This is a genomic window from Terrabacter sp. 2RAF25 (assembly GCF_052115265.1).
Classification (GTDB): domain Bacteria; phylum Actinomycetota; class Actinomycetes; order Actinomycetales; family Dermatophilaceae; genus Terrabacter.
The window spans coordinates 281,773-303,195 of the sequence record NZ_JBFRGJ010000005.1; the positions used below are offsets into that span (position 1 = coordinate 281,773).

General features: G+C 71.7%; 22 protein-coding genes and 1 pseudogene. 10 read left to right on the forward strand and 13 right to left on the reverse strand.

All coding sequences use genetic code 11. From position 1 onward, the window contains the following. The first annotated feature begins 35 nt into the window (after nucleotides 1–35). Nucleotides 36–839 carry a phosphodiesterase gene (locus tag AB4091_RS14960; RefSeq protein WP_442292544.1) on the forward strand — a complete coding sequence of 268 codons (804 nt, stop codon included), beginning with the start codon at nucleotides 36–38 and terminating at the stop codon, nucleotides 837–839. 50 nt (nucleotides 840–889) lie between these two features. On the opposite strand, the gene AB4091_RS14965 is transcribed toward AB4091_RS14960, so the two are convergent. Further along, a complete protein-coding gene (locus tag AB4091_RS14965; protein WP_442292545.1) occupies nucleotides 890–1,321 on the reverse strand; it encodes a VOC family protein in 432 nt (143 codons plus the stop codon). A gap of 178 nt (nucleotides 1,322–1,499) precedes the next feature. Continuing rightward, nucleotides 1,500–2,477: an SDR family NAD(P)-dependent oxidoreductase gene (locus AB4091_RS14970; protein ID WP_442292546.1), complete on the reverse strand. Its 978-nt coding sequence runs from the start codon at nucleotides 2,475–2,477 to the stop codon at nucleotides 1,500–1,502. An 87-nt stretch (nucleotides 2,478–2,564) separates the two neighbouring features. Here AB4091_RS14970 and AB4091_RS14975 point away from each other — a divergent pair, with 87 nt between their 5' ends. Then, a complete protein-coding gene (locus tag AB4091_RS14975; protein WP_442292547.1) occupies nucleotides 2,565–3,746 on the forward strand; it encodes a zinc-dependent alcohol dehydrogenase in 1,182 nt (393 codons plus the stop codon). Nucleotides 3,747–3,782: 36 nt separating this feature from the next. On the opposite strand, the gene AB4091_RS14980 is transcribed toward AB4091_RS14975, so the two are convergent. Continuing rightward, entirely contained in the window at nucleotides 3,783–4,685 is a 903-nt protein-coding gene (locus tag AB4091_RS14980; protein WP_442292548.1) for an SDR family oxidoreductase, read from the reverse strand. Between the two features lie 183 nt (nucleotides 4,686–4,868). Here AB4091_RS14980 and AB4091_RS14985 point away from each other — a divergent pair, with 183 nt between their 5' ends. Continuing rightward, nucleotides 4,869–5,717, forward strand: a complete 849-nt coding sequence (locus AB4091_RS14985; RefSeq protein WP_442292549.1) for a sigma-70 family RNA polymerase sigma factor — start codon at nucleotides 4,869–4,871, stop codon at nucleotides 5,715–5,717. Between the two features lie 319 nt (nucleotides 5,718–6,036). Here AB4091_RS14985 and AB4091_RS14990 read toward each other — a convergent pair. The 7 genes and pseudogenes from AB4091_RS14990 to AB4091_RS15020 form a co-directional block, all read right to left on the reverse strand. After that, nucleotides 6,037–6,774: pseudogene (locus AB4091_RS14990) on the reverse strand (DUF6766 family protein). Nucleotides 6,775–6,917: 143 nt separating this feature from the next. Then, nucleotides 6,918–7,364 (reverse strand): SRPBCC family protein, encoded by a 447-nt coding sequence (locus tag AB4091_RS14995; RefSeq protein ID WP_442292550.1) that lies wholly within the window; start codon nucleotides 7,362–7,364, stop codon nucleotides 6,918–6,920. Then, nucleotides 7,361–8,992, reverse strand: a complete 1,632-nt coding sequence (locus tag AB4091_RS15000; protein WP_442292551.1) for a phytoene desaturase family protein — start codon at nucleotides 8,990–8,992, stop codon at nucleotides 7,361–7,363. Before AB4091_RS15000 ends, AB4091_RS14995 begins: the two co-directional genes overlap by 4 nt. 120 nt (nucleotides 8,993–9,112) lie before the next feature. Next, a complete protein-coding gene (locus AB4091_RS15005; RefSeq protein WP_442292552.1) occupies nucleotides 9,113–9,829 on the reverse strand; it encodes an ANTAR domain-containing protein in 717 nt (238 codons plus the stop codon). 196 nt (nucleotides 9,830–10,025) lie between these two features. Beyond that, nucleotides 10,026–10,688, reverse strand: a complete 663-nt coding sequence (locus AB4091_RS15010; RefSeq protein WP_442292553.1) for a DUF3618 domain-containing protein — start codon at nucleotides 10,686–10,688, stop codon at nucleotides 10,026–10,028. Further along, entirely contained in the window at nucleotides 10,685–11,173 is a 489-nt protein-coding gene (locus AB4091_RS15015; RefSeq protein WP_442292554.1) for a phage holin family protein, read from the reverse strand. Before AB4091_RS15015 ends, AB4091_RS15010 begins: the two co-directional genes overlap by 4 nt. Beyond that, entirely contained in the window at nucleotides 11,170–11,868 is a 699-nt protein-coding gene (locus tag AB4091_RS15020) for a hypothetical protein (protein WP_442292555.1), read from the reverse strand. The genes AB4091_RS15015 and AB4091_RS15020 overlap by 4 nt, the downstream gene beginning before the upstream one ends. Before the next feature lie 464 nt (nucleotides 11,869–12,332). On the opposite strand from AB4091_RS15020, the gene AB4091_RS15025 reads away from it, so the two are divergent. Then, nucleotides 12,333–12,830 carry a hemerythrin domain-containing protein gene (locus AB4091_RS15025; RefSeq protein ID WP_442292556.1) on the forward strand — a complete coding sequence of 166 codons (498 nt, stop codon included), beginning with the start codon at nucleotides 12,333–12,335 and terminating at the stop codon, nucleotides 12,828–12,830. Between the two features lie 43 nt (nucleotides 12,831–12,873). Next, nucleotides 12,874–13,461 carry a DUF2231 domain-containing protein gene (locus tag AB4091_RS15030; RefSeq protein ID WP_442292557.1) on the forward strand — a complete coding sequence of 196 codons (588 nt, stop codon included), beginning with the start codon at nucleotides 12,874–12,876 and terminating at the stop codon, nucleotides 13,459–13,461. A 38-nt stretch (nucleotides 13,462–13,499) separates the two neighbouring features. Here AB4091_RS15030 and AB4091_RS15035 read toward each other — a convergent pair whose 3' ends face one another. Next, nucleotides 13,500–14,228, reverse strand: a complete 729-nt coding sequence (locus AB4091_RS15035) for an ANTAR domain-containing protein (protein WP_442292558.1) — start codon at nucleotides 14,226–14,228, stop codon at nucleotides 13,500–13,502. Between the two features lie 162 nt (nucleotides 14,229–14,390). Between AB4091_RS15035 and AB4091_RS15040 the strand changes: the two genes are divergently transcribed. From AB4091_RS15040 to AB4091_RS15055, 4 genes are read left to right on the forward strand one after another with little or no spacing between them, the layout of a single operon-like run. Further along, complete coding sequence (locus AB4091_RS15040; RefSeq protein WP_442292559.1) at nucleotides 14,391–15,488, forward strand: glycosyltransferase family 1 protein; 1,098 nt, start codon at nucleotides 14,391–14,393, stop codon at nucleotides 15,486–15,488. Next, nucleotides 15,476–16,558 carry a glycosyltransferase gene (locus AB4091_RS15045; RefSeq protein ID WP_442292560.1) on the forward strand — a complete coding sequence of 361 codons (1,083 nt, stop codon included), beginning with the start codon at nucleotides 15,476–15,478 and terminating at the stop codon, nucleotides 16,556–16,558. Before AB4091_RS15040 ends, AB4091_RS15045 begins: the two co-directional genes overlap by 13 nt. Continuing rightward, entirely contained in the window at nucleotides 16,555–17,607 is a 1,053-nt protein-coding gene (locus AB4091_RS15050) for a glycosyltransferase (protein ID WP_442292561.1), read from the forward strand. Before AB4091_RS15045 ends, AB4091_RS15050 begins: the two co-directional genes overlap by 4 nt. Further along, nucleotides 17,604–18,470, forward strand: coding sequence for a glycosyltransferase family 2 protein (locus AB4091_RS15055; protein ID WP_442292562.1), 867 nt, complete (start codon nucleotides 17,604–17,606; stop codon nucleotides 18,468–18,470). The genes AB4091_RS15050 and AB4091_RS15055 overlap by 4 nt, the downstream gene beginning before the upstream one ends. Before the next feature lie 195 nt (nucleotides 18,471–18,665). Here the strand turns inward: AB4091_RS15055 and AB4091_RS15060 are convergent, their stop codons facing one another. Beyond that, complete coding sequence (locus AB4091_RS15060; protein WP_442292563.1) at nucleotides 18,666–19,898, reverse strand: FUSC family protein; 1,233 nt, start codon at nucleotides 19,896–19,898, stop codon at nucleotides 18,666–18,668. Between the two features lie 213 nt (nucleotides 19,899–20,111). Here AB4091_RS15060 and AB4091_RS15065 point away from each other — a divergent pair, with 213 nt between their 5' ends. Beyond that, nucleotides 20,112–20,846: an ANTAR domain-containing protein gene (locus tag AB4091_RS15065; RefSeq protein ID WP_442292564.1), complete on the forward strand. Its 735-nt coding sequence runs from the start codon at nucleotides 20,112–20,114 to the stop codon at nucleotides 20,844–20,846. A gap of 128 nt (nucleotides 20,847–20,974) precedes the next feature. Here the strand turns inward: AB4091_RS15065 and AB4091_RS15070 are convergent. Continuing rightward, nucleotides 20,975–21,423 (reverse strand): FadR/GntR family transcriptional regulator (locus AB4091_RS15070; protein ID WP_442292565.1); only part of this gene is annotated, 449 nt, incomplete at its 5' end.

The following is a 21,423-nucleotide window of genomic DNA, read 5'->3' on the forward strand; positions in this document are numbered from 1 at the left end:
CGAAGCAGGTGCGTGGACGTGGGTAGGTGTATGCCGTGACCGCTCGCCTCTCCCCCATCGGGCCCGCGCGCCCGCACCGTGACCGCGACCGCTTGACCGACGGCACCGACGGAACCGGCGGCACCGGCTCGATGGGGCTGTCGGACGCTCCACCTCGAGCAGTCGGGGCCGTGCTCGCGGGCGCTCTCGGCGCCGTGGCCGCGATCACGCGACGCAAGCCGCTGCATGCCGTCGGCACGACGTGGGAGGCAGAGCTGCGGGTCGACTCGCCCCTGCCGGACCTCGGGGTCGCGGTGTTCGAGGACCGGGGCGCGCACGCGTGCACCGTGCGGGTGTCACGGGCCCTGGGCACGCCGAGTGGCTGGTGGGACATCGGTGGACTGGCCCTGCGGCTCCCCGGCGCCGGACCGCAGTGGGGACCGGCCGACCTGCTGTTCGCGACGACAGGCACCGGACGCGCCACACGGCACCTGCTCCGGCCGGTCCGCCACGCCACGGAGCGACCCCTGACGACGCTGCTGCCCACCAGGGCGGCCGGGCGCTCCCTCGTGCTGCTGGCGCGACCCACGAGCGGCGACGACGAGCCACGGCAGTACGAGCTGTCCGTGGGGGCCGATGGTGCCGCCTGGCGGCCGGTCGGTCTCATCGACCTGCTCCACGAGCGGATGGACACGCCGACGCGGTTCGACCCGATCGTCAACGAGCTGTCCGGCACCACGCCGCCGTCCTGGGTGGTCGCGGTCCGTGAGCCGGCCTACCGGTGGGCCCGGCGCCTGGGCCGGCGTCGCTCGCGCGGGGCTGCATGGCCTTCTTCCTGGTCTTCGGACGATGGCGGGTAGGCCTTGTCGGCGAGGCGATGCGAGATGGACGGCGTTGGCGGCCGGCGCTGCTACTGCCGCCCGTGGTGGCCTCCCCGCGACCCCGTCGTGTCGAAGGCCATCCTCGGGTCAGGCACGCGGGACCGCCCGTGGACGAGGCAGAACGCGTGTCCCGCGGGGTCGAGGAAGACCCGGTAGCCCGTTTCGGGAGATCCCGAGGCCCGCGTCGCGCCGAACTCGATCACGCGGGCCTGCGCCACATCCACGTCATCGACTCGGATGTCGAGGTGCAGCTGTTGCGGGAAGGCCGGGTCCGGCCACCGCGGCGGCACCCACGGCTCGACGCGCTGGAACGCGAGCTCACGCATACCGGGCTCACGACCCAGCACCACCCAGTCGGGCGCGTCCTCGATGACCCGCATGCTCAGGAGGCGCGCGTAGAAGTGCGCCAGCCTTCGGGGATCGGGACAGTCGACGACTGTCTTCTCCAGCTGGGCCCGCATGGTCAGTGGGTGCGCAGGGCCGGGACGATGTCCTTCTCGGTCATCGTCGACCGGCCCCTGAGGGTGATGTCGGGTCCTGGCGCGGCATGGCGCCTCCTTCGAGTTCGATGTCCCGGAACGGGCTTACCCGGCGCGGCGCCAACCATGCAGGTCGGCCGCGCCCTGACCACCCCGACGCTCATTCGTGGTTGCGTCGAGCGGCGTCGTCGCCGAGTCGGGTCAGGCGCTTCACCAGCCGGGAGCCCACCCCGGCGCGGGCCTCTCGGCCTTCGACCGTACGAGCGCCTCCCCGGGACGGTGGGCCCGGGAGCAGCCGCCCGGCCAGGCCCATCATCCGCGTGGTCGTCCCGGGAGCCAGGCCACGCACCCGGATGCCCAGCCACGCAAGTGGGGTCAGCACGACCATCGGTTTGCCGGCCAGCACCGCGTCGACGATCCTCCGAGCGGCACGTCCTGCGTCGACCGACAGCAGCGGCAAGGAGGCGGCCGGCGCGAACCACGAGTACTCGGCCGCCGCGTCGCCCCCGAACCTCGCGTGCTCGTGTCCTCCCGTACGCATGAGGCCCGGCACCACCGTCGTCGCGGTGACCCCGGTGCCGCTCAGGGCGGCTGCGAGGCCGTCGGAGAACCCCACGGCGGCGAACTTCGCCGTCGCGTAGGGCAACAGGTGAGGGGGCGAGACCATGCCACCGATCGAGGTGACCGTCCCGATGCGCCCGCGACCGCGTCGACGCATGTGGGGCAGCACCGTCATCGCGGCGTTGATCGGACCCCACGCCATGGTGTCGAACGCATCCTCGAACTCGTGCAGCACCAACGACTCCGCGGGTGCGGCCTGGATGACCCCGGCGACCGTCACGAGCACCTCGATGGGCCCCAGCGTGTGCTCCACCCGACCCACGAGGTCGCCGACGTCGTGGCGGTCGCGCACGTCGCACGTCTCGCCGGTCACGGCACCACGTGCACCCAGGTCGGTGACGGCCTCGTCGACCTCCGCCCGGCCGCGGGCCGCCAGGACCACGTGGTGACCGCGGTCGACCAGCTCGCGAGCGACCAGGAACCCGAGGCCGCGCGATGCCCCGAGGACGACCGCCACCGGCCTGCTCGCGCTGGTGGTGTCGCTGTGGGCCTCAGCCTCGGTGGGTTGCTTCGTCATACCTGCCTCCTCGGCGTTGCTGGGGCGACCCCTCGTCCGGTCGCCTCTGGGCGTTTCCGTCGCTCGGGACGTGGGTAGGGGGCCGACGTGAGAGCACTGACCTGGCAAGGCATCGAGGACGTCCGTGTGACCGACGTACCCGACCCACGGATCATCGACACCACCGACGCGATCGTCCGCGTGACGTCGACGGCGATCTGCGGCTCCGACCTGCACCTCTACAAGGTGCTCGCGCCGTACCTGGAGCCCGGCGACATCCTGGGGCACGAGTTCATGGGCGTCGTCGAGGAGGTGGGCCCGGACGTCGTGACCCTCACCGTGGGCGACCGGGTCGTCGTCCCCTTCAACATCTCGTGCGGACGGTGCTGGATGTGCCAGCGCGGACTCTTCGCGCAGTGCGAGACCACCCAGAACACGGCGGCGGGCAAGGGCGCGAGTCTCTTCGGCTACACCAGCCTCTACGGCGCGGTGCCGGGCGGTCAGGCGCAGTACGTGCGGGTGCCGCACGCCGACTTCGGCCCGATCGAGCTGCCGCAGGATGGTCCCGACGAGCGCTATCTCTACCTCTCGGACATCCTGCCCACGGCGTGGCAGGCGGTCGACCATGCCGACGTCAACGGCAGCGACACGCTTGCGGTCCTCGGGCTCGGCCCGGTCGGTCAGCTGGCCGTGAGGAGCGCCCTGCACCGCGGCGTCGGCCGGGTCATCGGAGTCGACCTGGTGCCCGACCGCCTGGAGCTCGCCCGACGCACCGGCGCCGAGGTGGTCGACGCCTCCGACACGGACGTGGCCACGGCTCTGGTCGACCTGACCGAGGGACGCGGGCCCGACGCCGTCATCGACGCGGTCGGGATGGAGGCTCACGGGAACCCGTTCGCTGAGAAGGCGATCGGCGCGACGAGCCACCTGCCCAAGCCGGTGGCGAGAGAAGCGGTGGAGCGGTTCGGCATCGACCGGCTCGCCGCGCTCCACACGGCCGTCGCGGCAGTGCGGCGGGGCGGCACGCTGTCGATCAGCGGTGTCTACGGTGGCATGGCCGACCCGATGCCGATGATGGAGCTCTTCGACAAGGGCCTCACCGTCCGGATGGGCCAGTGCCACGTTCGCCGCTGGAGCGACGAGCTGCTCGACATCGTGCGCGGTGACGAGGACGTCTTCGGGCTGGAGTCGTTCGCGACCCACCATGCCCCGCTCGAGGACGCTCCAATGCTCTACAAGCTCTTCCAGGAGAAGCAGGACGGTTGCCTCAAGGTCGTCCTCTCGCCCTGAAGACGGACCGCGACCGCGTGCGCCGTGAGAAGAGGCTCAGAACACCGCTCCGCCGCCCGTGACGCCGACGACCGTCCCAGACACGTAGCTCGCGTCGGACGGCGAGGCGAGGAACACGTACGCCGGGGCGACCTCTCCGGGCTGACCGGCACGACCCAGCGGGGTGTCCGCCCCGAACGTCTCGATCTTCTTCTCGTCGCGGGTCGCCGGCTGAAGCGGCGTCCAGATGGGGCCCGGAGCAACAGCGTTGACGCGGATTCCCTTGGGCCCCAGTGCCTGTGCGAGGTTGACGGTCAGGTTGTTGAGAGCCGCCTTGGTCGCTGCGTAGTCGAGGAGCGCCGGTGACGGGTCGTAGGCCTGGATGGAGGTGGTGTTGATGATCGATGACCCGGGGCCGAGGTGCGGCAGCGCCGCCTGGCAGAGCCAGATCACCGCGTGCAGGTTGGTGCGCAGAACCCGCTCGACGTGGTCGGGCTGCAGGCCCTCGAGACCGCTCGGGTCCCGGTCCCAGTGGTAGCCGGCGTTGTTCACCAGCACGTCGAGGCCACCGAGACCGCGCACCGCGTCCGCGACGACCTGAAGGCACGCCTGGCGCTCCACGAGGTCGGTGGGGAGCAGCACGCACCGGCGTCCGGCCTCCTCGACGAGGCGGGCCGTGTCCTCCGCATCCGACTGCTCGGGCGGTAGGTAGCTGATTGCGACGTCCGCACCCTCACGGGCGTACGCGATGGCGATTGCGCGCCCGATACCGGAGTCACCACCGGTCACCAGGGCCCGCAGCCCCTCGAGGCGTCCGTGACCGACATAGGTCGTCTCACCGTGGTCGGGCACGGGATCCATCTCGCTCGTGAGGCCGGGCGGCTGCTGCTGCTGCGCTGGGAACCCGCCCTTGTCGTCGTGGCGCACGAGCTGCTCAGCGCGGACGGCGATCTCGGACACGGCACGTCCTCCCTGCTGAGTCGGATGGTCCCCGATACCCGTACCCAGCGGCATACGGCCCATTCGGGCACCACTGCGCACATTGCCGCCATTGCGCCGATCCCGATGTCGTGACAGGCTCGAGGTGGCCGAGCGGTCCAACACCAGCGCCGACTCCGTCGCCCATTCGATGGGAGATGAGTCATGGCGTCCCCAGGCTCAACCGACCCCGCCCACCTGCGTCCCTCGTTCGCCGAGCGTGACGCCGAGACCGCCACCTTGTTCGAACGACTCTCCACAGCCTCGGACTACGAGGCCGAGCACGTGGTGGAGGAGATCACCCTGCTCTACCTCGACCTGTGCAACCGCATGGCCGCCCGCTACGACGGTCGCGGCATCGAGCACGACGACCTCGTGCAGGTCGCCAGGCTGGCCCTCGTCAAGGCGATCCGGCGTTATGAGCCCGGACACGCCCCCTCGTTCGCCGCCTACGCGGTGCCGACCATCAGCGGCGAACTGAAGCGGTGGTTCCGTGACCGCGGCTGGGTCGTCCGGCCGCCCCGTCGGCTGCAGGAGCTCCGGGCCGACGTCAACGCGACGCGGGCGGTCCTGGAGCAGGCGTCCGGCGGCACCCCGAGCGACGCCGAGGTTGCCGACGCCGTCGGTGCCTCCGTGGAGCAGGTGCGTGAGGTCGACGTGGCGGCGACGGGGTTCAGCCCCCTGTCGCTCGACTGCAGCCCTGCGGACGACGACCGGCCCGGGCTCGAAGCCTTCCTGGCGTGCGACGACCATGCGCTGGAGAGTGCCGACGACCGCGTCTGCCTCACCGAGGCGCTCACCGAGCTCGATGACGGGGAGCGCGAGCTGCTGCTGATGCGTTACGTGGAGGGGATGACCCAACGGGAGATCGGCGACGCCCGCGGCATCAGCCAGATGCAGGTATCGCGCACGTTGCGCCGCATCACGGTGCGGCTTCACGACCACCTCGTCGACGACACGGCGGCCGCTGAGGAGGGGCGGACGCTCGAACCGCCGCTGACCAGCGCGTCCTGACCGGGCCCGGCCCGGCTCAGTCGTCGTGCGGGTGGCTCAGCCGCGCCGACTCCCCCACCGCAGCTCGCCCTCGACGTCGTTCAGCCCCTCGAGCTGGGCGACGTCGACGACGACGACGCGGTCGTGGCTGTGCCACGTGCCCACGAACCGGCGTACCGTGCCGCGGTAAGCCGTAGGGAGCGGCGAGGCGCGACAAGGCTTCTCGTGACTCCGGTGACGCGTGCCGGCATACCCGTGGCGCGGTTGGCACGTCTCGTCATCGACGACCGCCGAGCCCTGGCCTGAAGCACCACACCCACGGTGGTGTGGCTTCTGCCCCTCACTCGTCGGACGTCGTCACGTGGTGGGGCATGCCGACCGGCTTCGACTCGGGTGACCCACGTTCGCGCAGGTAGATCGCGAAGACCGCCATCGAGCCGATGGCGAGCATCTCGGACTGCCAGTTCTGCAGGGTGCGCGACCAGAAGTCCGGGCTGGCCAGGTAACCGCCGAACGACACGGGATCGAGAAGGTCCCGCATGCGCTGCTCGTTCTCGGCGACCCGGCCGGTGACTGCCTGTGCAGACCACGAGAGCAGGAACACCACGGTCATGACGAGGACCAGCGAGTGCGAGTAGACGGCCCGGCGCCACCCTCCCCCTTGCGCCCAGCGGGGCGAGTCGGGCCCCGCTCACCGTCCGACGAGCTGCTGCTCGTCGGACTCCCTGCCGGTCTCCCCCGGCGTCTTCGACTCGGAAGAGCCCCGCTGCACGAGCCAGATCGTCAGCAGGATGTAGAGCGTGAACTGGAGGTACTCCGACTGCCAGTTCTCGACCAGGTCGACGAGGAACGACGACGACGCCACGTAGCGGGCGAACGAGATCTGCTGCACGCCGTTGGCACAGTCACCGTCGCCGTCCTGCGTCACCTGCTGCAGGGTGCGGGGGGCCGGCAGCGAACAGGCCTCGCCCGGGTTGACGGTGGCCAGACGTGCGTAGTCGCTGGCGACGCGTCTCGCCTCCGGTTCGTCGACGGACGCGCACGCCGTCAGGGTCAGGGCGACCGCGAGGGCCGCCATCGTGCGCGAGGTCGTGGTCACGAGGCGTTGTCACCCGCCGCGCGGCGCCCCAAAACGGCTGTCGGTGCACCACGGCCGCGCGAGACGTCGCGCACTGACTGACGCAGACTGGGCGTTCGCCCCCGGAACGGTACGGCCCCCGTCTAGGGGACGTCGGCCCCGGCGCGTTCGACGAGGATGGCGAGTCGGGCCAGCGCCTCGCAGTTGCGCTGGTGCAGGGCCAGGTCTCGCAGGACCCGCGGGACGAGCAGCGCCGGGCCCTTCTTCGCGTCCTCGTGCATCGTGACCTCGGTGTCCTCACCATGCTGGCGACAGGTGACCCGCACGACGCCCTCGCCCGACGGCCAGGCACGCACCGTGAGCTCGAGCAGGTGGGGCCGCTCGGAGCGCACGACGGTCGTGAGGTCGTTGATGAGGAGCGGCCAGGCCCCCACCGAGTGGTGGATCTCGGCGCCCTCGCCGGGCCAGTCCGGCGTGACGTCGCGCACGCGCGACGCCCCGACGACCCACTGGCTGTAGCTCCATCCGTTGGCCAGGACCTCGAAGACCCGGTCGGGCGACGCGTGGATGATGCGCTTGGTGGTGCTCAAGGTCGCCTCCATGGTGTGCGAAGTCGGTGGTGCCACAGGGCCGCTCTCGCGGCATTGGCTCCGCATGCCCCGTGCACGCCCCCTCCCGGGTGGGCCGACGCCGAGGCCAGGTAGAGACTGCTGACCGGCGTCTCCGCCCTGCCCGACCCAGCCACGGGACGGAAGACGAGCTGCTGGTGGAGTCCGGCCGTGCCGCCGTTGATGGCGCCACCGGAGAGGTTGCGGTCCATGGCCTCCAGCTGCTTCGGACCCAGCACCCGTCGCGCTGTGATGCGGTCGCGGAACCCCGGAGCTCGGCTCTCGATGCGCGCCTCGACGCGCTCGGCCATCGCCTCCAGGTCGGCGTCGTCCCAGGAGCCGTGGATGGTGCGCACACCGGCGCTACCGGCTGCGGCGTCACCGCGAACCCGTTGCGGCACATGGGTGTAGGCCCACAGCGCCTCGCCTCCCGGCGGGACGCGTGTCGGGTCGGCGACTCCCATCTGGCCGACGAGCAGGAAGGGCCTGTCGGGCACGAGGCCGGCGGCCACCTGACCCCCGGTGAGCGAGAGCTGGTCGAGCGAGTCGGCCACGTGCACGGTGCCCGGAGCGACGTCGGGTGCCCCCTCCCACGGGACGGGGCCGTCGAGGGCCCAGTCGACCTTGACCGTCGAGGGGTCCCACTCGAAGCGCTGCATGCGGTGGCGCAGCCGGGCGGGCAGCTCGTCCCAGGCCACCAAGCCACCGTAGAGCGCCGGCGCGGACACGTCGGCGAGCACCGCTCGTCGTGCTGAGATCTCGCGGGACGCGGTGCGCACCGCGATCGCTCGACCGTCGTGCACGCGTACGCCGACGGCAGGCTCGCCGAGGCAGAGCTCACCACCCTTGTGCTGCAGCCGGCGCACCATCGCGCCGGAGAAGCCGGCGGCGCCCCCGCGGGGTACGGGGAAGCCCACGCTCTGGCCGAGCAGGACCAGGAGCAGGCCCATGGCCGCCGAGCCCGGCGCCTCGAGCCCGATGTCCGCGTGGGCGGCATTGCCCGCGACGAGCAGGCGGGCCGCGTCGCCCCGGAAGAGCTTCTCGACGAGGCTGCGCGCGGGCATGAGCATCTCGCGCACGAGCTCGAACCCACCTGGCCGGAGGACCTGGCGCGCCAGACCGGCGCCTCCACGGACCGGTGGGAAGGGTGTCAGCAGGCAGCGGATGAGGTCGTCGCCCACGCGGTCCCAGGTCTCGCAGAGCGCGAGCCACGCCTCGCCGTCGCCGTGGGTGTCGGCGTCCATGGCTGCGGCCGTGTCGTGCCGGTCGCGGTGCAGCACGCCCCACCGACCGTCGGGGAACGAGTGGCCGACGACCGCCGGCGCCTGCACCCACTCGAGGCCGTCCTGCTCGAGGTGCAGCCCGCGGATCGTGGGCGAGCCCGCGGCGAGCGGGTAGAAGGAGCTGAAGGTGTCGTGCACGTGGCCGGGCGCCACGGTGTCGTCGCTCCAGACGGCCCCGCCGGGCCGCTCCTGCTCCTCGAGGACGACGACCGACCAGCCCGCGTCGACGAGCAGGTTGGCGGCCACGAGGCCGTTGGGCCCGCTGCCGATCACCACGGCGTCCGTCGTCGTCACGTCGTCCTCTCGCTTGCCGGTGCGCTGCCGCACGTCCCCTACCCGGGCCGTCCGACGACCAAACGCCTTCGGGCGCGCCTGTCAGCAGGCACGGAGCCGCGGTGAAGACACCGCCGGACCGTCCGGGCGGCCTTCGCTCGACGGCGGCGTGCCCTACGGCTGGCTCGACCGCGGGAGGGTGCCCGTGCGTGCCACGTCGTCGGCGACCGTCCTCAGCTTGAGGTTGAGGTTCTGGCTCGTGGCCCGCAGGAGCGCGAACGCCTCGTCCTCGTCGACCTTGTGCACGTTCATGAGGATGCCGATGGCCATCCCGATGCGACGGTTGCTGGCCAGCGCCTCCTTCAGGTGGGCGGCCTGGTCGGCATGACCCGCGTGCATCAGGAGCACGCGCGCGTGGGCGGCGAACAGAGCGCCGGCAGCCACTGACTCCCCCTCGAACGCGTGCGGACTTCCACCGTAGAGATTCAGCGCCGTCCGTTCCGGGGCGTCGCCCAGGTGGAAGGAGAGGATCGAGCGCACCGGGGTCCGTTGCACCGTGAGGCGGCCGAAGCCGGGCCAGCGCTCGTCCGAGGACAGGTCGGGGATGCGCACCGGCTCGTCCTCCTTGGCCGCAACGAGACAGGGTCCGTCTCCGAGGGCGTACTGCAGCTCGTCGACCGTCATGGCTACCCGGTCGGTGGCCGCGAGGCTGCGCGGGTTGCGCTGCACCGGCCAGGCCGTGATGCCCGCCCACTCGCACCCGGGCACCGAGGCGACCGCGAGTTTGACCAGGCGCTCGAGAGCATCGGCACCGTCGCTGCCGTCACCGAGGTACTCGTTGAGGGCCACGAACTCCGAAGCCAGGTCAGCTGGTCGCGTGCGATGGTCCATGGCCGCCTTCTACTGGACACGACGAGAGCAGCGCGCTCGAGGCCGCATTGTTTCGGCTCCGGTTTGAACCTGCTCCACTCTAACGCCGTGGCCCGGCGCGAGCGGCCCGGTGGCCGTTGGGGTCGGCCCACGCCGAGCTCAGCGGGGCCGGGCGACTCACCGGCCGCCCGGCCCCGTCAGCCGGCTGCGAGCACACTCAGCTCTGGGCCTGCTCCTTCACGGAACCGACCGAGTCCGACGCGCTGTCACGCACGGCGCCGACGGCCTGTTGGCCCTCCTGCTTGACGTCGTCAGCGGCCGAGAGCGCCGTGTCCTTCACCGACTGGACAGCCTCCTGCGCCGGCTGCTTGAGGTGGTCGGCGGACTCGCTCGCGACGTCCTTGACAGTGCTCTGTGCTTCCTCGAGGACTGGCTGTGCCTTGTCCTTGGCGGACTCCGCGAGCCGGCGCTCCTTCTCGGAGGCGGGCAGGAGCGAACCCACCAGCCAGCCCGCGGCGAGGGCCACGAGTCCGGCGGCGAGCGGGTTTCCCTGCGTCTTGCGCTCGATCGTGTGCCCCGTCTGCTGGGCGGTGTCGGCAACGCCGTGCGCCATGTCGGACGCCCGGCCACCCACACCTTGCGCCACGTCGGAGGCCTTGTCGCCAGCGCCGGACGCCGACCCCATCACGTGGTCGCGGAGCCGGCTCGCGCGTCCCTTGACCTTCTCGGCCTGGCGATGGGCGATGTGGCCGGGCGTCACGGACTCGCCGAGTGCGTTGACGTCGCGGCTCAGTCCGGCGCGGGTGCGTTCGATCTCGGCCCGGATGGCGTCGGGGTCGTTCGTCGTCGGCACGTTCGCCGTCGGGTAGTTGGTGCTCATGAGGTCTCCTCGTTTCCCTTCAGCGCGTCCGGGACCCGCTTGGCGGTCTCGGTGGTGCGCGGCAGTCCTTGGATCTGCTTGCTGTTCTTGCGGCCCGCGGCAGCCAACACGGCGGCGGCGATCCCCCAGGCAGCCATCACGATGACGGCGGCCCAGCCCCGGCTCTCCAGGGCACTCGCGAGGAACTCCCACACGGCGATGGACAGGAACAGCAAGGTCATCCAGCCCGCGAGGGCCGCGGCTCCGAACTGCCCTGCTGCCTTGCCTGCTCGCTTCGCCGAGTCGCGTACCTCCGCCTTTGCGAGCTCGACCTCCTGACGCATCAGCGTGCTGAGCCCCTGCGAGATGTCGCCGACGAGCTCGCCGATGGAGGCGTGCTCGGCCTTGTCGTGGGAGCTCTCACGCGAGCCCTCGTAGGGCCCGGCGTAGGGGGCGCCCTGCGTGCCCAACCCGCCGCCGAGCTCATCGCGAGGAACGGTGCTCATCCGCGAGCCCCTCTCTCCCCCTCGACGTACACGACTTCCGTCTGGTCGGTGAGTCCATCGGTCGTCAGCCCGTCGGTCGCCGTCGTGACGGCGTGCGTGTCGGTGTCGCGGACCCCGACGGTGTAGGGCTCGGAACGGACCGGGGACTGGTCTGGCGGAAGACCAACCGAAGGCGTGCCGGCTGTAGCCGTGGTGTAGCCGCTCGTCGGGTAGCTGCCCGTGACGCCCTGTGCCCCTGCACCGTAGCCGGCTGCCTGAGGTGCCTGCTGGTCGGAAGAGCCGCCCGTGAGCCCACGGGTCATGCGGCCACCGAGCAGGCCGAGCGCGGCCGCCCCGAGCAGGAATGCGCCCGGACGCTGTCGAGCCAGGGACCGCACCTCGTCGAGGATGTCACCGGGCTGCTTGTTGTCCAGCCAGTCCGCGAACGACGACGCCCTGTCGGCAGCCTGGTGCGCCGCCTCGCCGGCGATGCCCTGCTGCTGGGAGCCGGACGCCATCTGCCGCAGCTCGTCAGCCAGCGAGCGAAGGCCACCGACGGCGCGCTGGCCCTGTGAGGACGCCTGCCCGTCGAGCTCCGAGCGCACCTGGTCGAAGAGCTGCCGAAGCTGCGTGGTGGCCTCGGACACGACGTCCTTGGCACCGGACGCGGCCGTCTCGGCGACGTGGCGGCCACTGTCAGCGGCATCGGAGGCCACCGACTTCGCCTCCTCACCGACAGCTGCGGTCGCCGATCCAGAACCCTGGCTACCGGTGGACGTTGCGCCGAGCGAAGTGGTGCCGTTCTCCCCGGTCGCGGGGCCCGAAGTGGATGGGCCTCCGGACACGAGGTCATCCGGCACGGTTGTCTCATAAGGTCGTTCGGTCATCGATCCTTGTCCCTTCATCTGTCGCCGACCACGACGCCCTGTTCTCGAGCTCGTGTGGCAGGCGGTGCTTCACGCGTTCCGGATACCCACGGTTCCCTGGCCCAAGCGCACTTTCGGCGCGTGATTGGAAGGCGGCCGCACAGGGTAGGTAGTTGAGCCGGTCCACCCGCGAGGCCCCGGCCTCGCTGGTGGACCAGAGGGTGGGCTGGCCCCGTCCGGGATCGAGTGGCCCGAGGGGGTAAGGAGTCTGCGAGCCCTCAAGACGGGCCATCATCGAACACCCGAGGAGCGCCATGTCCAACGACGCCATCGTCCTGTTGAAGAACGACCACCAGGAAGTGCGCAAACAGTTCCGAGCCTTCCGCAAGCCAGACCTGACAGCCGTCCAGAAGCAGGGCATCGTCGACACGATCCTCGAGCTGCTGACGGTGCACACCTACATCGAGAACGAGGTGATGTATCCCCGAGTGCGCGAGCTGCTGCCCGACCTGGAGGACGACGTACTCGAGTCGTACGAGGAGCACCACGTGGCCGACGTCCTGTGTCTGGAGCTCGCTGCGATGGACGCGACCGACGAGCGGTTCGACGCGAAGACGACGGTGCTCATCGAGAACGTGGAGCACCACATGGAGGAAGAGGAGCAGGACTGGTTTCCCAAGGTGCGTGACGGCCTCGGCCGCAAGCGTCTGCAGGAGCTGGGTGAGGAGCTGCTCGAGGCGAAGAAGGGTGCCCCCCGACGGCCCGAACAGCCGAGTGCCATGAAGAAGGCGGTCGACGCCGTCATCTCCTGACGCCCCACCGTTCGAGCGATCTTGCTGCGGGTAGGGGCTCGGCATGGAACCTTCGCGCACACCGATGTCCACGCCGGGCCCCGCCGTCGGCCTCGTCCACCGCCTCGTGGAGGACCGCACCTCGCTCGACGCTCCGGCGGCCGCCGTCGCACCCCTCGCCGCGCACCTCCGCGGGACGGGTGCCTGGCGCCGCATCGTGACCGGTGAGGTGCTCGGCCACTCCGCCCACCCGTTCCTCACCGACCTGCCCATCGGCTTCTTCGGCTCCGCGGCCCTGCTCGATCTCCTCGGCGCCCCCGGCTCCGAGGCCGCGTCACGCCGGCTCGTCGGCGCCGGACTGGCGTCGGCACCGGCTGCGGCGCTGACCGGCTGGGCCGAGTACGCGGGGCTCGGCACCAGTCAACGGCGGGTGGCTCTCGTGCATGCCGGACTCAACGTCGCCTCACTGGGCCTGTATGCCGCGTCGTGGGCTGCCCGTCCACGGCGTCAGGCGCTCGGGGTGGCGCTGGGACTGGCGGGCCTGTCGGTGGCCGGGCTGTCGGCATACCTCGGCGGACACCTCGCCATCGGCGAGAGGGTCGGCACCACGGCGGTGCTCGCCCCGACACCTGACGGTGCGGGCGTGCTCTGACCGGCGGGCCCACCGCTGTGCCGGTTGCGTGATCGGGGTCAGGTGCCCGGGTCGGGCTCGCTTCCGTCGCCGGCGTTCGAGTGCGTGTGGACCACGGCACGCGCGAGCACCGCGAGGGGGATGCCAGCCCTGGTGGCGGCCTCACGCAGACGGGTCTCGGCTTCGTTCGGGTCCGAGACCCCCTCGGCGACGAGCACGCCGACCGCCTGGTCGACGAGTCTTGCTTCGCGGAGGTTGCCCACGCTGAGGGTCGCCTGTTGCCGGGTGCGGAAGGCGAGGTCGGCGTTGTGGATCGCCCCGGGCGCCCAGGCGCCGAAGAGCTCGGCCAGCTGCTCCACGTGCCCCCGGAACGAGGCGGGGCCCGAACCGTAGAAGTTGGCGCCACCGGTGACGACGCCTTGGCGGAGGAAGGGCAGCGACAGGCTGCTCCGGACACCGTACGCGGCCGAGCCCTGCGCGAACAGCTGCCACCTCTGCTCGTCGAAGAGGCCGTCCGCGGTCGTCTCGATGACGTCTTCCGTGTCGACGGCGCTCACGCGCGGGCCGGCATCGAGGTACGGCATCGCGTCGAGGAGCCCGACGTCGAGGTCGCTGGCGACGTAGGTGAGCACCAAATCCTCGACCGTCAGGCCCAGGCTGACGCCCATGAGCTCGGGAAGCACGTGCTGGGCCTGGTTCACGAGCTCGCGCAGCTCACCTCTCAGGCCGACGTCGCCGTAGGTCTCGAGCTCGATGAGTGCATCCTCGGTCTCGGGCGTCGGTTCCATGCGCCCCCCGTACCCCGCGCCGGCCGGGCAAACCGGCCTCTCCCGTCTGAGCCGGCGCCCCAACGGGTACCCAGACCTCTGGAGGCTTCAGCAACGCGGCCCCCGTCCGCGCCGGCGCCCCCTCACTCGGTGCGCGGTGTGCCTGTTCCGAAAGGCACTCGGTTGAGCCCAGTCATCGCCTCCATCCCCTCGAACCACGTCTACGTGCGTCACCTGAGCGCACCCGACGGCGACCGCTCGGTCACACGCCTGCCCGACCCCAAACCGCGGGCTGACGTGCCGGACGCCCAGTGGTGGCCGCCCCGGATGCTCGAACCGGGATGGGTCAGCAGCCACGCCGACGAGTTCGACCTCATGCACGTGCACTTCGGCTTCGACGCCGTCTCCCCCGCCGAGCTGGCGGAGCTCGCTGCCGAGCTGAGGCGGCACGACCGGCCGCTCGTGCTGACGGTCCACGACCTGCGCAACCCGCACCACGTGGAGGCGACTCTGCACGACGCGCAGCTCGGGGTGCTCGTGACGGCGGCAGACGCCGTGCTGACGCTCACCCCCGGGGCCGCCGCCGAGATCCGTGAGCGCTGGCGTCGCGAGGCCGTCGTGGTCCCGCACCCCCACGTCGTGGAGCAGGAGCGTGCCGCCCTGCCGCGCCAGCCGCACGACGGTTTCGTCATCGGCGTGCACGTGAAGAGCCTCCGCGCCGGCATGGACCCGCTCCCCGTGATCGACGAGATCGTCGCCGCGCTGGAGGCGCTCCCGGCGGCGAGACTGCGGGTCGATGCCCACACGGACGTCATGACCCCCGGGTACGACCGCCACGCCGTCGACGTCGAGTCGCACCTGCGCGGACTCGAGGCGGCCGGACTCGTCGAGCTGCACGTGCACGACTACTTCACCGATGACGAGCTCTGGGACTACCTGCAGTCGCTCGACGTCTCCGTCCTGCCCTACCGGTTCGGCACGCACTCCGGGTGGCTCGAGGCGTGCCACGACCTCGGCACCGTCGTCGCTGCCCCCGACTGCGGCTACTACGCCGACCAGCGGCCGTGCCTGACGTATGCCGTCCCGGGAGCCGGGCGCGAGGGTCCACGGCCGCCCACCCTCGCCGATGTCCTGCGCACCGCCTACGAGGAACGCCCGCAGTGGCAGGCGGACCCCGACGAACGTCAGCGTGAGCGCATCGAGATTGCGCGCGTGCACGAGCAGGTCTACGCGAATGTGCTTGCGGCAGTGCCGAACAGAGGTGCTGCATGCACGTCGTGATCATCGCTGCGTCCGCCTATCCCATCGTCGAGCCCTTCGCCGGTGGGCTGGAGTCGTTGACGTGGCACCTCGCCCAGGGCCTGCGCGAACGTGCCGTGGACGTGACCGTCTTCGCCGCCCCCGGCAGCGATCCGGGACTCGATGTGACCCATCTCGACGTGCCACCGCTGCGGCTCAGCGACGCGGCACGAGCCGATGTCGCGATGGTGCCCGAGTCGTGGCTGCGCACGCACCACGCCTACCTGCAGGTCATGCTCTCCCTGCGTCACCGCAACGACGTGGACATCGTGCACAACAACAGCCTCCACCATCTTCCGGTCGCCATGGCCGACTCGTTGCCCATGCCGGTGCTGACGACCCTGCACACCCCACCCACGCCGTGGCTGGAGCCGGCCGTCGACATCGCGACGTCGAGGCCCGGTGGCTCCCGCAACCACTTCACCGCGGTCAGCTCCCACACAGCCGGTTCCTGGTCTCACGTCACGCCGGCACGGGTGGTGCACAACGGGATCGACGTACGCCGGTGGACGCCGGGCGACGGCGGAACCGGTCTCGCCTGGGCGGGCCGCATCGTGCCCGAGAAGGCCCCGCACAGAGCCATCGCGATGGCTCGGGCTGCCGGTCGCCATCTGCGGATCGCCGGCCCGATCGGCGACCGCGCCTACTACGAGGCGCGGGTCGCCCCCTTGCTCGGCGCGGACGTCGAGCACGTGGGTCACCTCGCCACGCATGAGCTCGTCGCCTTGTTCGGGTCGAGCGCCGCCACCCTCGTGACCCCTGAGTGGGACGAGCCCTACGGTCTCGTCGCGGCCGAGTCCCTGTCCTGTGGCACGCCGGTCGTCGCTCTGGACCGTGGCGGTCTCCGCGAGTTCGTGCACGCCGGTGTCGGGGTGCTGCTGCCCCCCGGCGTGCCGGACGCACTCGCCGCCGATGCCGTCGCGCGGGCAGTCCGCCTTGACCGCGCCACGTGCCGCGCACACGCCGAGGCGAGCTGCTCCGTGACCCGGATGGTCGACGACTACCTGGCGGTGTACCGCTCGCTCGTGCCGCCGCAGGCGGGGGCCGCGTGATCGGCTACTACGTGCACCACCACGGCCTGGGACACCTCATGCGGTTCCTGTCCGTCGCCCGCGAGCTCAGGACACCGGTGACCGGACTCGGCTCGATGCCCAGACCAACCGGGTGGACCGGTCCGTGGGTGCACCTCGAGCGGGACGACGGCGCCGATCCGGCGGAGGTCCCGACTCTCGACGTCACGGCGCACCGGACCCTGCACTGGGTCCCTCTCCACGACGAGGGCCTCGCGGCACGGACGGCTCGGTTCACGTCGTGGCTCGCCAGCAACCGGCCGGCGCTCGTCGTCGTCGACGTGTCGGTCGAGATCTCCGTGCTCACCCGGCTTGCCGGGGTGCCGGTGGTCGTGGTGGCCATGCCAGGCGCACGGGCGGACCGCCCCCACCGCCTCGCGTACGACCTCGCCGACGCCCTTCTCGCCCCGTGGCCGACCGGCGCGCACACATCAGGGTGGCCGGAGGAGTGGCGCCGCAAGCTCTGGGCCGTGGGCGGCATCTCCCGCTTCGACGAACGCCGTCGGTCGGACGACCGGACGCAGATCCCCTCTGACCTCTCGGCTCCTCGGCGCGTCCTGCTCGTCTGGGGTGCCGGGGGCACCGACGTGACCGCCTCCGACATCGCCGGTGCCCGCGCCGCCACACCCGGTTGGCAGTGGGTCGAGCGCAGCCCACGCTCGCCCTCCCCCGACCTCTGGTCCGACCTCAGGGCTGCCGACGTCGTCGTCACCCACGCGGGGCAGGGGGCTGTGGCCGACGTGGCCGCCGCGCGCCGTCCCGCCGTCGTGGTGCCCCAGCAGCGTCCGTTCGACGAGCAAGGAGCGACAGCCGCCGCGGTCGCACGGCTCGGAGCGGGAGTGGGGCTGCAGCGATGGCCACGAGATCCCGGGGAGTGGCCGGGGCTGCTGGACCGCGCCGTCGCGACCGGGGGCCGGGGGTGGGCACGGTGGTCTTCGGGGCACGGTGCCGCCGAGGCGGCGAGACGGCTCGACGCCCTGGCCGGCACACCGGCAGCCGGGCTCCCCCACTCGACCCCGGCCGCGTCGTGACCGCTGGAGACGTCGCCGTCGTGACGGTCGTGCACGGACGCCACGACCACCTCACGCGGCTGCTCTGGGGCCTCGGGAGCCAGACCCGACGACCCGAGCTGACCGTCGTCGTCGCCATCGACGACGACCGCGTCGAGCGTGTCGTCCGGCACGGCGTCGGCACGGGACAGGACTGCGCTGCCGTCGTGCCGACGATCGGTCGCGTTGACGGACGTCTGCCCCTCTCGTCGGCCCGCAACCTGGGCGTGGCAGCCGCGGTGCGTGCGGGAGCCACTCGCGTCGTCATGCTCGACGTCGACTGCATCCCGTCGCCGCGGCTGGTCGAACGCTACTGCGCCGTGATGGCCACCGATGACGGCGCGCGGCCACGCGTCTGGGCGGGTGAGGTGGCGTACCTCCCCCCTGCCCCGGAAGGTCGCGACTACCGGGAGCTCGACCTCGACGCCCTTGCCGCCCCTCATGCCGCACGCCCGGTGCTCGCCCCCGGCGAAACGCGCGCGGCGGACGACCTCCGCCTCTTCTGGTCCCTCTCCTTCGCCACGACGTCCCGGGCGTGGGCCGACATCGGGGGCTTCGACGAGGCGTACGTCGGCTACGGCGCAGAGGACACCGACTTCGGCGAGCGGCTGGCACGTCACGGCGGGGCCATGACCTGGGTGGGGGGCGCCCGCGCGTACCACCAGCACCACCCGACACGTGTCCCGCCCACCCAGCACCTCCACGACATCGTCGCCAACGCGAACCGCTTCGCCGAGCGCTGGGGCTGGTGGCCGATGGAGGGCTGGCTCGACGCGTTCGAGCGACTCGGCCTGGCACGGCGCGAGCCTGACGGGTCGTGGAGTGTCACCCGCGATGCCCCCTGAGCCCGGCCCGGGGAAGAGGTTGGTCGGCGCCCTTGCGCCGGTTGACCGCTCGGGAGACGATGTGCGCGCCACCGCCTGTGCCGCTTGGTTGGAGCCAGGCGGTGGCGCTGTTGGCGCCCGTACCCAGACTCGAGTGACAATCACGGCGGACCCGCGGACGAGGCAGCCCCGAGCCTCTTTCGCCGCTCCGGATCGCTATGCCGGACCGCTCCGACCGTCAGCATCACCGTCTGGGGGCGCGGCCATGGGGAGCCGACCCCGGCGCGCCCCGTCGATGCGGAGCGGCCCGGTGTCGGTGGGCACGGCGGCGACGTCGTGCGAGAGCTGCAGCTCTCGGACGGCTCGCAGCGAGTCGCTGATGAGCGAGCCGTAGACCGGCCACGCGTCGGGGTCACGCAGCGGCGTGGTGCGCACCTCCTCCCGCAGCTCCTCCAGCACCTTCAACGCTTCCTGGGTGGCCGTGGCGAACGCGTGGTCGGCCGCGTCGTCGTGCCGGCCCAGCTGCTCGACGGCGACGGCCATCGCCGCCAGTGCGTCCGCGTAGCGGTGCAGGAACGTCGGTGAGGGCGCCGGTTGGTGGCGGTCTTCCTCCCCCGCGTCCACGAGCGTGCGGGCGATACCCGTCACCTGCCAGAGCATCCGCCGGAGCGTGTTGACGGAGTGCTCGTAGCCCTCCCAGTCGACCTGGATCTTTCGCAGGTTGTCGCGGGGGTTGAGACGGGTGCTCTCGCGGCCGGTGTGGATGTCCTCGATCACGCTCGGAGCGCGGTCGGCGACGTCGTTTCCGCGGCGGTACCACCGCTGGGCGAGGTCGTGGTCCCAGTCGTCACGCAGCCCCTCGGCCATCTCGACGAGGAGGTCGCGCACCTGCCGCGACAGGGCGCTGACGCGTTGACGTGGCTTGGTCACGTGCAGCGGAGCGAGGACCACCGCGTTGACGGCGACGCCGATCACGCCGCCCGAGACCGTCTCGACGATGGTGAGGTAGGTGAACTGCTCGCTGGTGCCCTTGACCGTGATGAGCGAGAGCAGCACCATGCTCGGCACCTGGATGCCGTGGTCGCCCAAGCGCGCCCACCGGCCGATCACGAGGGACACGAGCAGCACGGCGAACATCGACCACCAGCTCACTCCGACGAGCACGGCGGCGCCCCAGGCGAAGGCCAGGCCGAGCACCACCGCTGCGATGCGCTGGGTGCTGGCGGAGATCGACCGCACCATCGTGCGGTCGACGACGAGCAGGGCCGCCATGGGGGCGTAGAACGGCACCGGGCTGCGCAGCACGTGGACCGCGAAGAGCCAGGCGACCACTGCGGCCATCGCGGCCTTGACCAGGAGCAGGAGGGCGTCGCGTTCGGGCCCGGGTTCGCGCAGGGCCCGTCCGAACGCCCGCACGCGCCCACGCAGGTCGTCGCGCCAGGCGCTCATGTGTCGCTCCCCTGCCGTGGGAGCCTGCTCTGTCTCGTGATCCCATGCCGGAGCACGGTGACCTCCTTCACGAGCGGGGTAGAGGGATGACCCGCTCCGTGGTCTCGTACCCCGTGCGCCGGGCGCGCTCGCGGCATACGGGACGTCGTCCGCGCGGCGAAGACGTGGGCTCGCACGGCGCCCTTCTCCCCTGACCGGTGAGATGATGCTCGCATGACGGACCTGACCTCGCCGTCGGCCTTCGAGTTCGCCTCCCTCGCGCGCGGTCTCGTCGAGGCGGAGGGTTTCGCGCAGACTCTCCGCACGATCGTGGACAGCGCCGTCGACCTCATTCCCTGCCAGTGGGCGGCCGTCGCCGTCAGTCCTCACCTGGGCGCCCAACCCGCGAAGCACTCGACCAGCTCGGACGAGGACTTCGGTGCAACCGTGGCGCGAATCGCGGGTCAGGCCGGCGACAGTCCGGGCATCGCTGCGTTCGTCGTGGGCGGCATCGTCCACTGCCCCGACCTGGCGCTCGAGGAGAGGTTCGTCGCATACTGCGATGGCATGCTTCGCGAGACCTCGGTCCGCTCCGTCCTGTCTCTCGCGATCTGCGTGCACGAGACCACCGTCGGTGTCCTCACCCTGTATGCCGATGCGCCGCACGCCTTCGACGCCGGGGCCATCGACCGCGCGCAGCTGCTGACGGAGCATGCAGCACTGGCCATCGCGGCCGAGCTGAGCGACGACCGGGCTCAGAACCTCGAGATCGCGCTCAACCACAGCCGCACCATCGGTGCCGCCATCGGCATCCTCACGGAACGCCTCCGGATTCCGCCTGCTCACGCCTTCGAGCGCCTCCGTGAGGCGAGCCAGCGGAGCAACCGCAAGATCAGCGACATCGCCGACGAGCTCGTGCAGACGGGCACCCTCGCCGGCCCGCTGGAGGGGCTGCTCCGAGGGCCCTGAGCCCGACGGCATACGTGGGCGGCGCGGTCGACGGGACCGAGGGACCGACGGACCGCCACGAGGTGCCCTGCTGCGCCCTCTCACGCGTAGGGCCACCGGGTGGTGGCGGTCCCTCGACCGCCCGCACGTCACCGCGGGGTGTCGAGCGCGCCGCAGCAGCTGTCGAGCTGGCTCGCGACGGCCGCAGCGCCGACGGGATCTCCGGACTGGACCGCCTCGGCGACGTCGCCGTGCAGCCGCACCGTCGCAGCGGTGGGCGTCGAGTGCGTCGAGGGCGAGACCACCATCAGGTCTCCGAGGGCTGCGAGCATCTCGTTGCCCGAGGCCGCCAGCAGCGTGGCGTGGAAGAGCCGGTCGGCCCGCAGGTACGCCTCAAGGTCACCCGACTTCGCGTGCACCGCCATCTGCACCACCGCCCCGACCAGCACCCCGCACTGCTCCGGGGTCGCGTGCGCGGCCGCGAGCTCGGCCGCGACCGGCTCGATCCCCCGGCGCACCTCACCGAGCGAGAGCAGCTGCTGCTCCCGGCCCGGACCGTCCAGGCGCCACCGGATCACCCGGGGGTCGAACACGTTCC

Bases quoted from the DNA above. Each gene is read 5' to 3' on its own strand.
- AB4091_RS14965 (WP_442292545.1), bottom strand. From the start codon at position 1,321: ATGCGGGCCCAGCTGGAGAAGACAGTCGTCGACTGTCCCGATCCCCGA.
- AB4091_RS14970 (WP_442292546.1), bottom strand. From the start codon at position 2,477: ATGACGAAGCAACCCACCGAGGCTGAGGCCCACAGCGACACCACCAGC.
- AB4091_RS14985 (WP_442292549.1), top strand. From the start codon at position 4,869: ATGGCGTCCCCAGGCTCAACCGACCCCGCCCACCTGCGTCCCTCGTTC.
- AB4091_RS15005 (WP_442292552.1), bottom strand. From the start codon at position 9,829: ATGGACCATCGCACGCGACCAGCTGACCTGGCTTCGGAGTTCGTGGCC.
- AB4091_RS15010 (WP_442292553.1), bottom strand. From the start codon at position 10,688: ATGAGCACCAACTACCCGACGGCGAACGTGCCGACGACGAACGACCCC.
- AB4091_RS15015 (WP_442292554.1), bottom strand. From the start codon at position 11,173: ATGAGCACCGTTCCTCGCGATGAGCTCGGCGGCGGGTTGGGCACGCAG.
- AB4091_RS15025 (WP_442292556.1), top strand. From the start codon at position 12,333: ATGTCCAACGACGCCATCGTCCTGTTGAAGAACGACCACCAGGAAGTG.
- AB4091_RS15030 (WP_442292557.1), top strand. From the start codon at position 12,874: ATGGAACCTTCGCGCACACCGATGTCCACGCCGGGCCCCGCCGTCGGC.
- AB4091_RS15035 (WP_442292558.1), bottom strand. From the start codon at position 14,228: ATGGAACCGACGCCCGAGACCGAGGATGCACTCATCGAGCTCGAGACC.
- AB4091_RS15045 (WP_442292560.1), top strand. From the start codon at position 15,476: ATGCACGTCGTGATCATCGCTGCGTCCGCCTATCCCATCGTCGAGCCC.
- AB4091_RS15060 (WP_442292563.1), bottom strand. From the start codon at position 19,898: ATGAGCGCCTGGCGCGACGACCTGCGTGGGCGCGTGCGGGCGTTCGGA.
- AB4091_RS15065 (WP_442292564.1), top strand. From the start codon at position 20,112: ATGACGGACCTGACCTCGCCGTCGGCCTTCGAGTTCGCCTCCCTCGCG.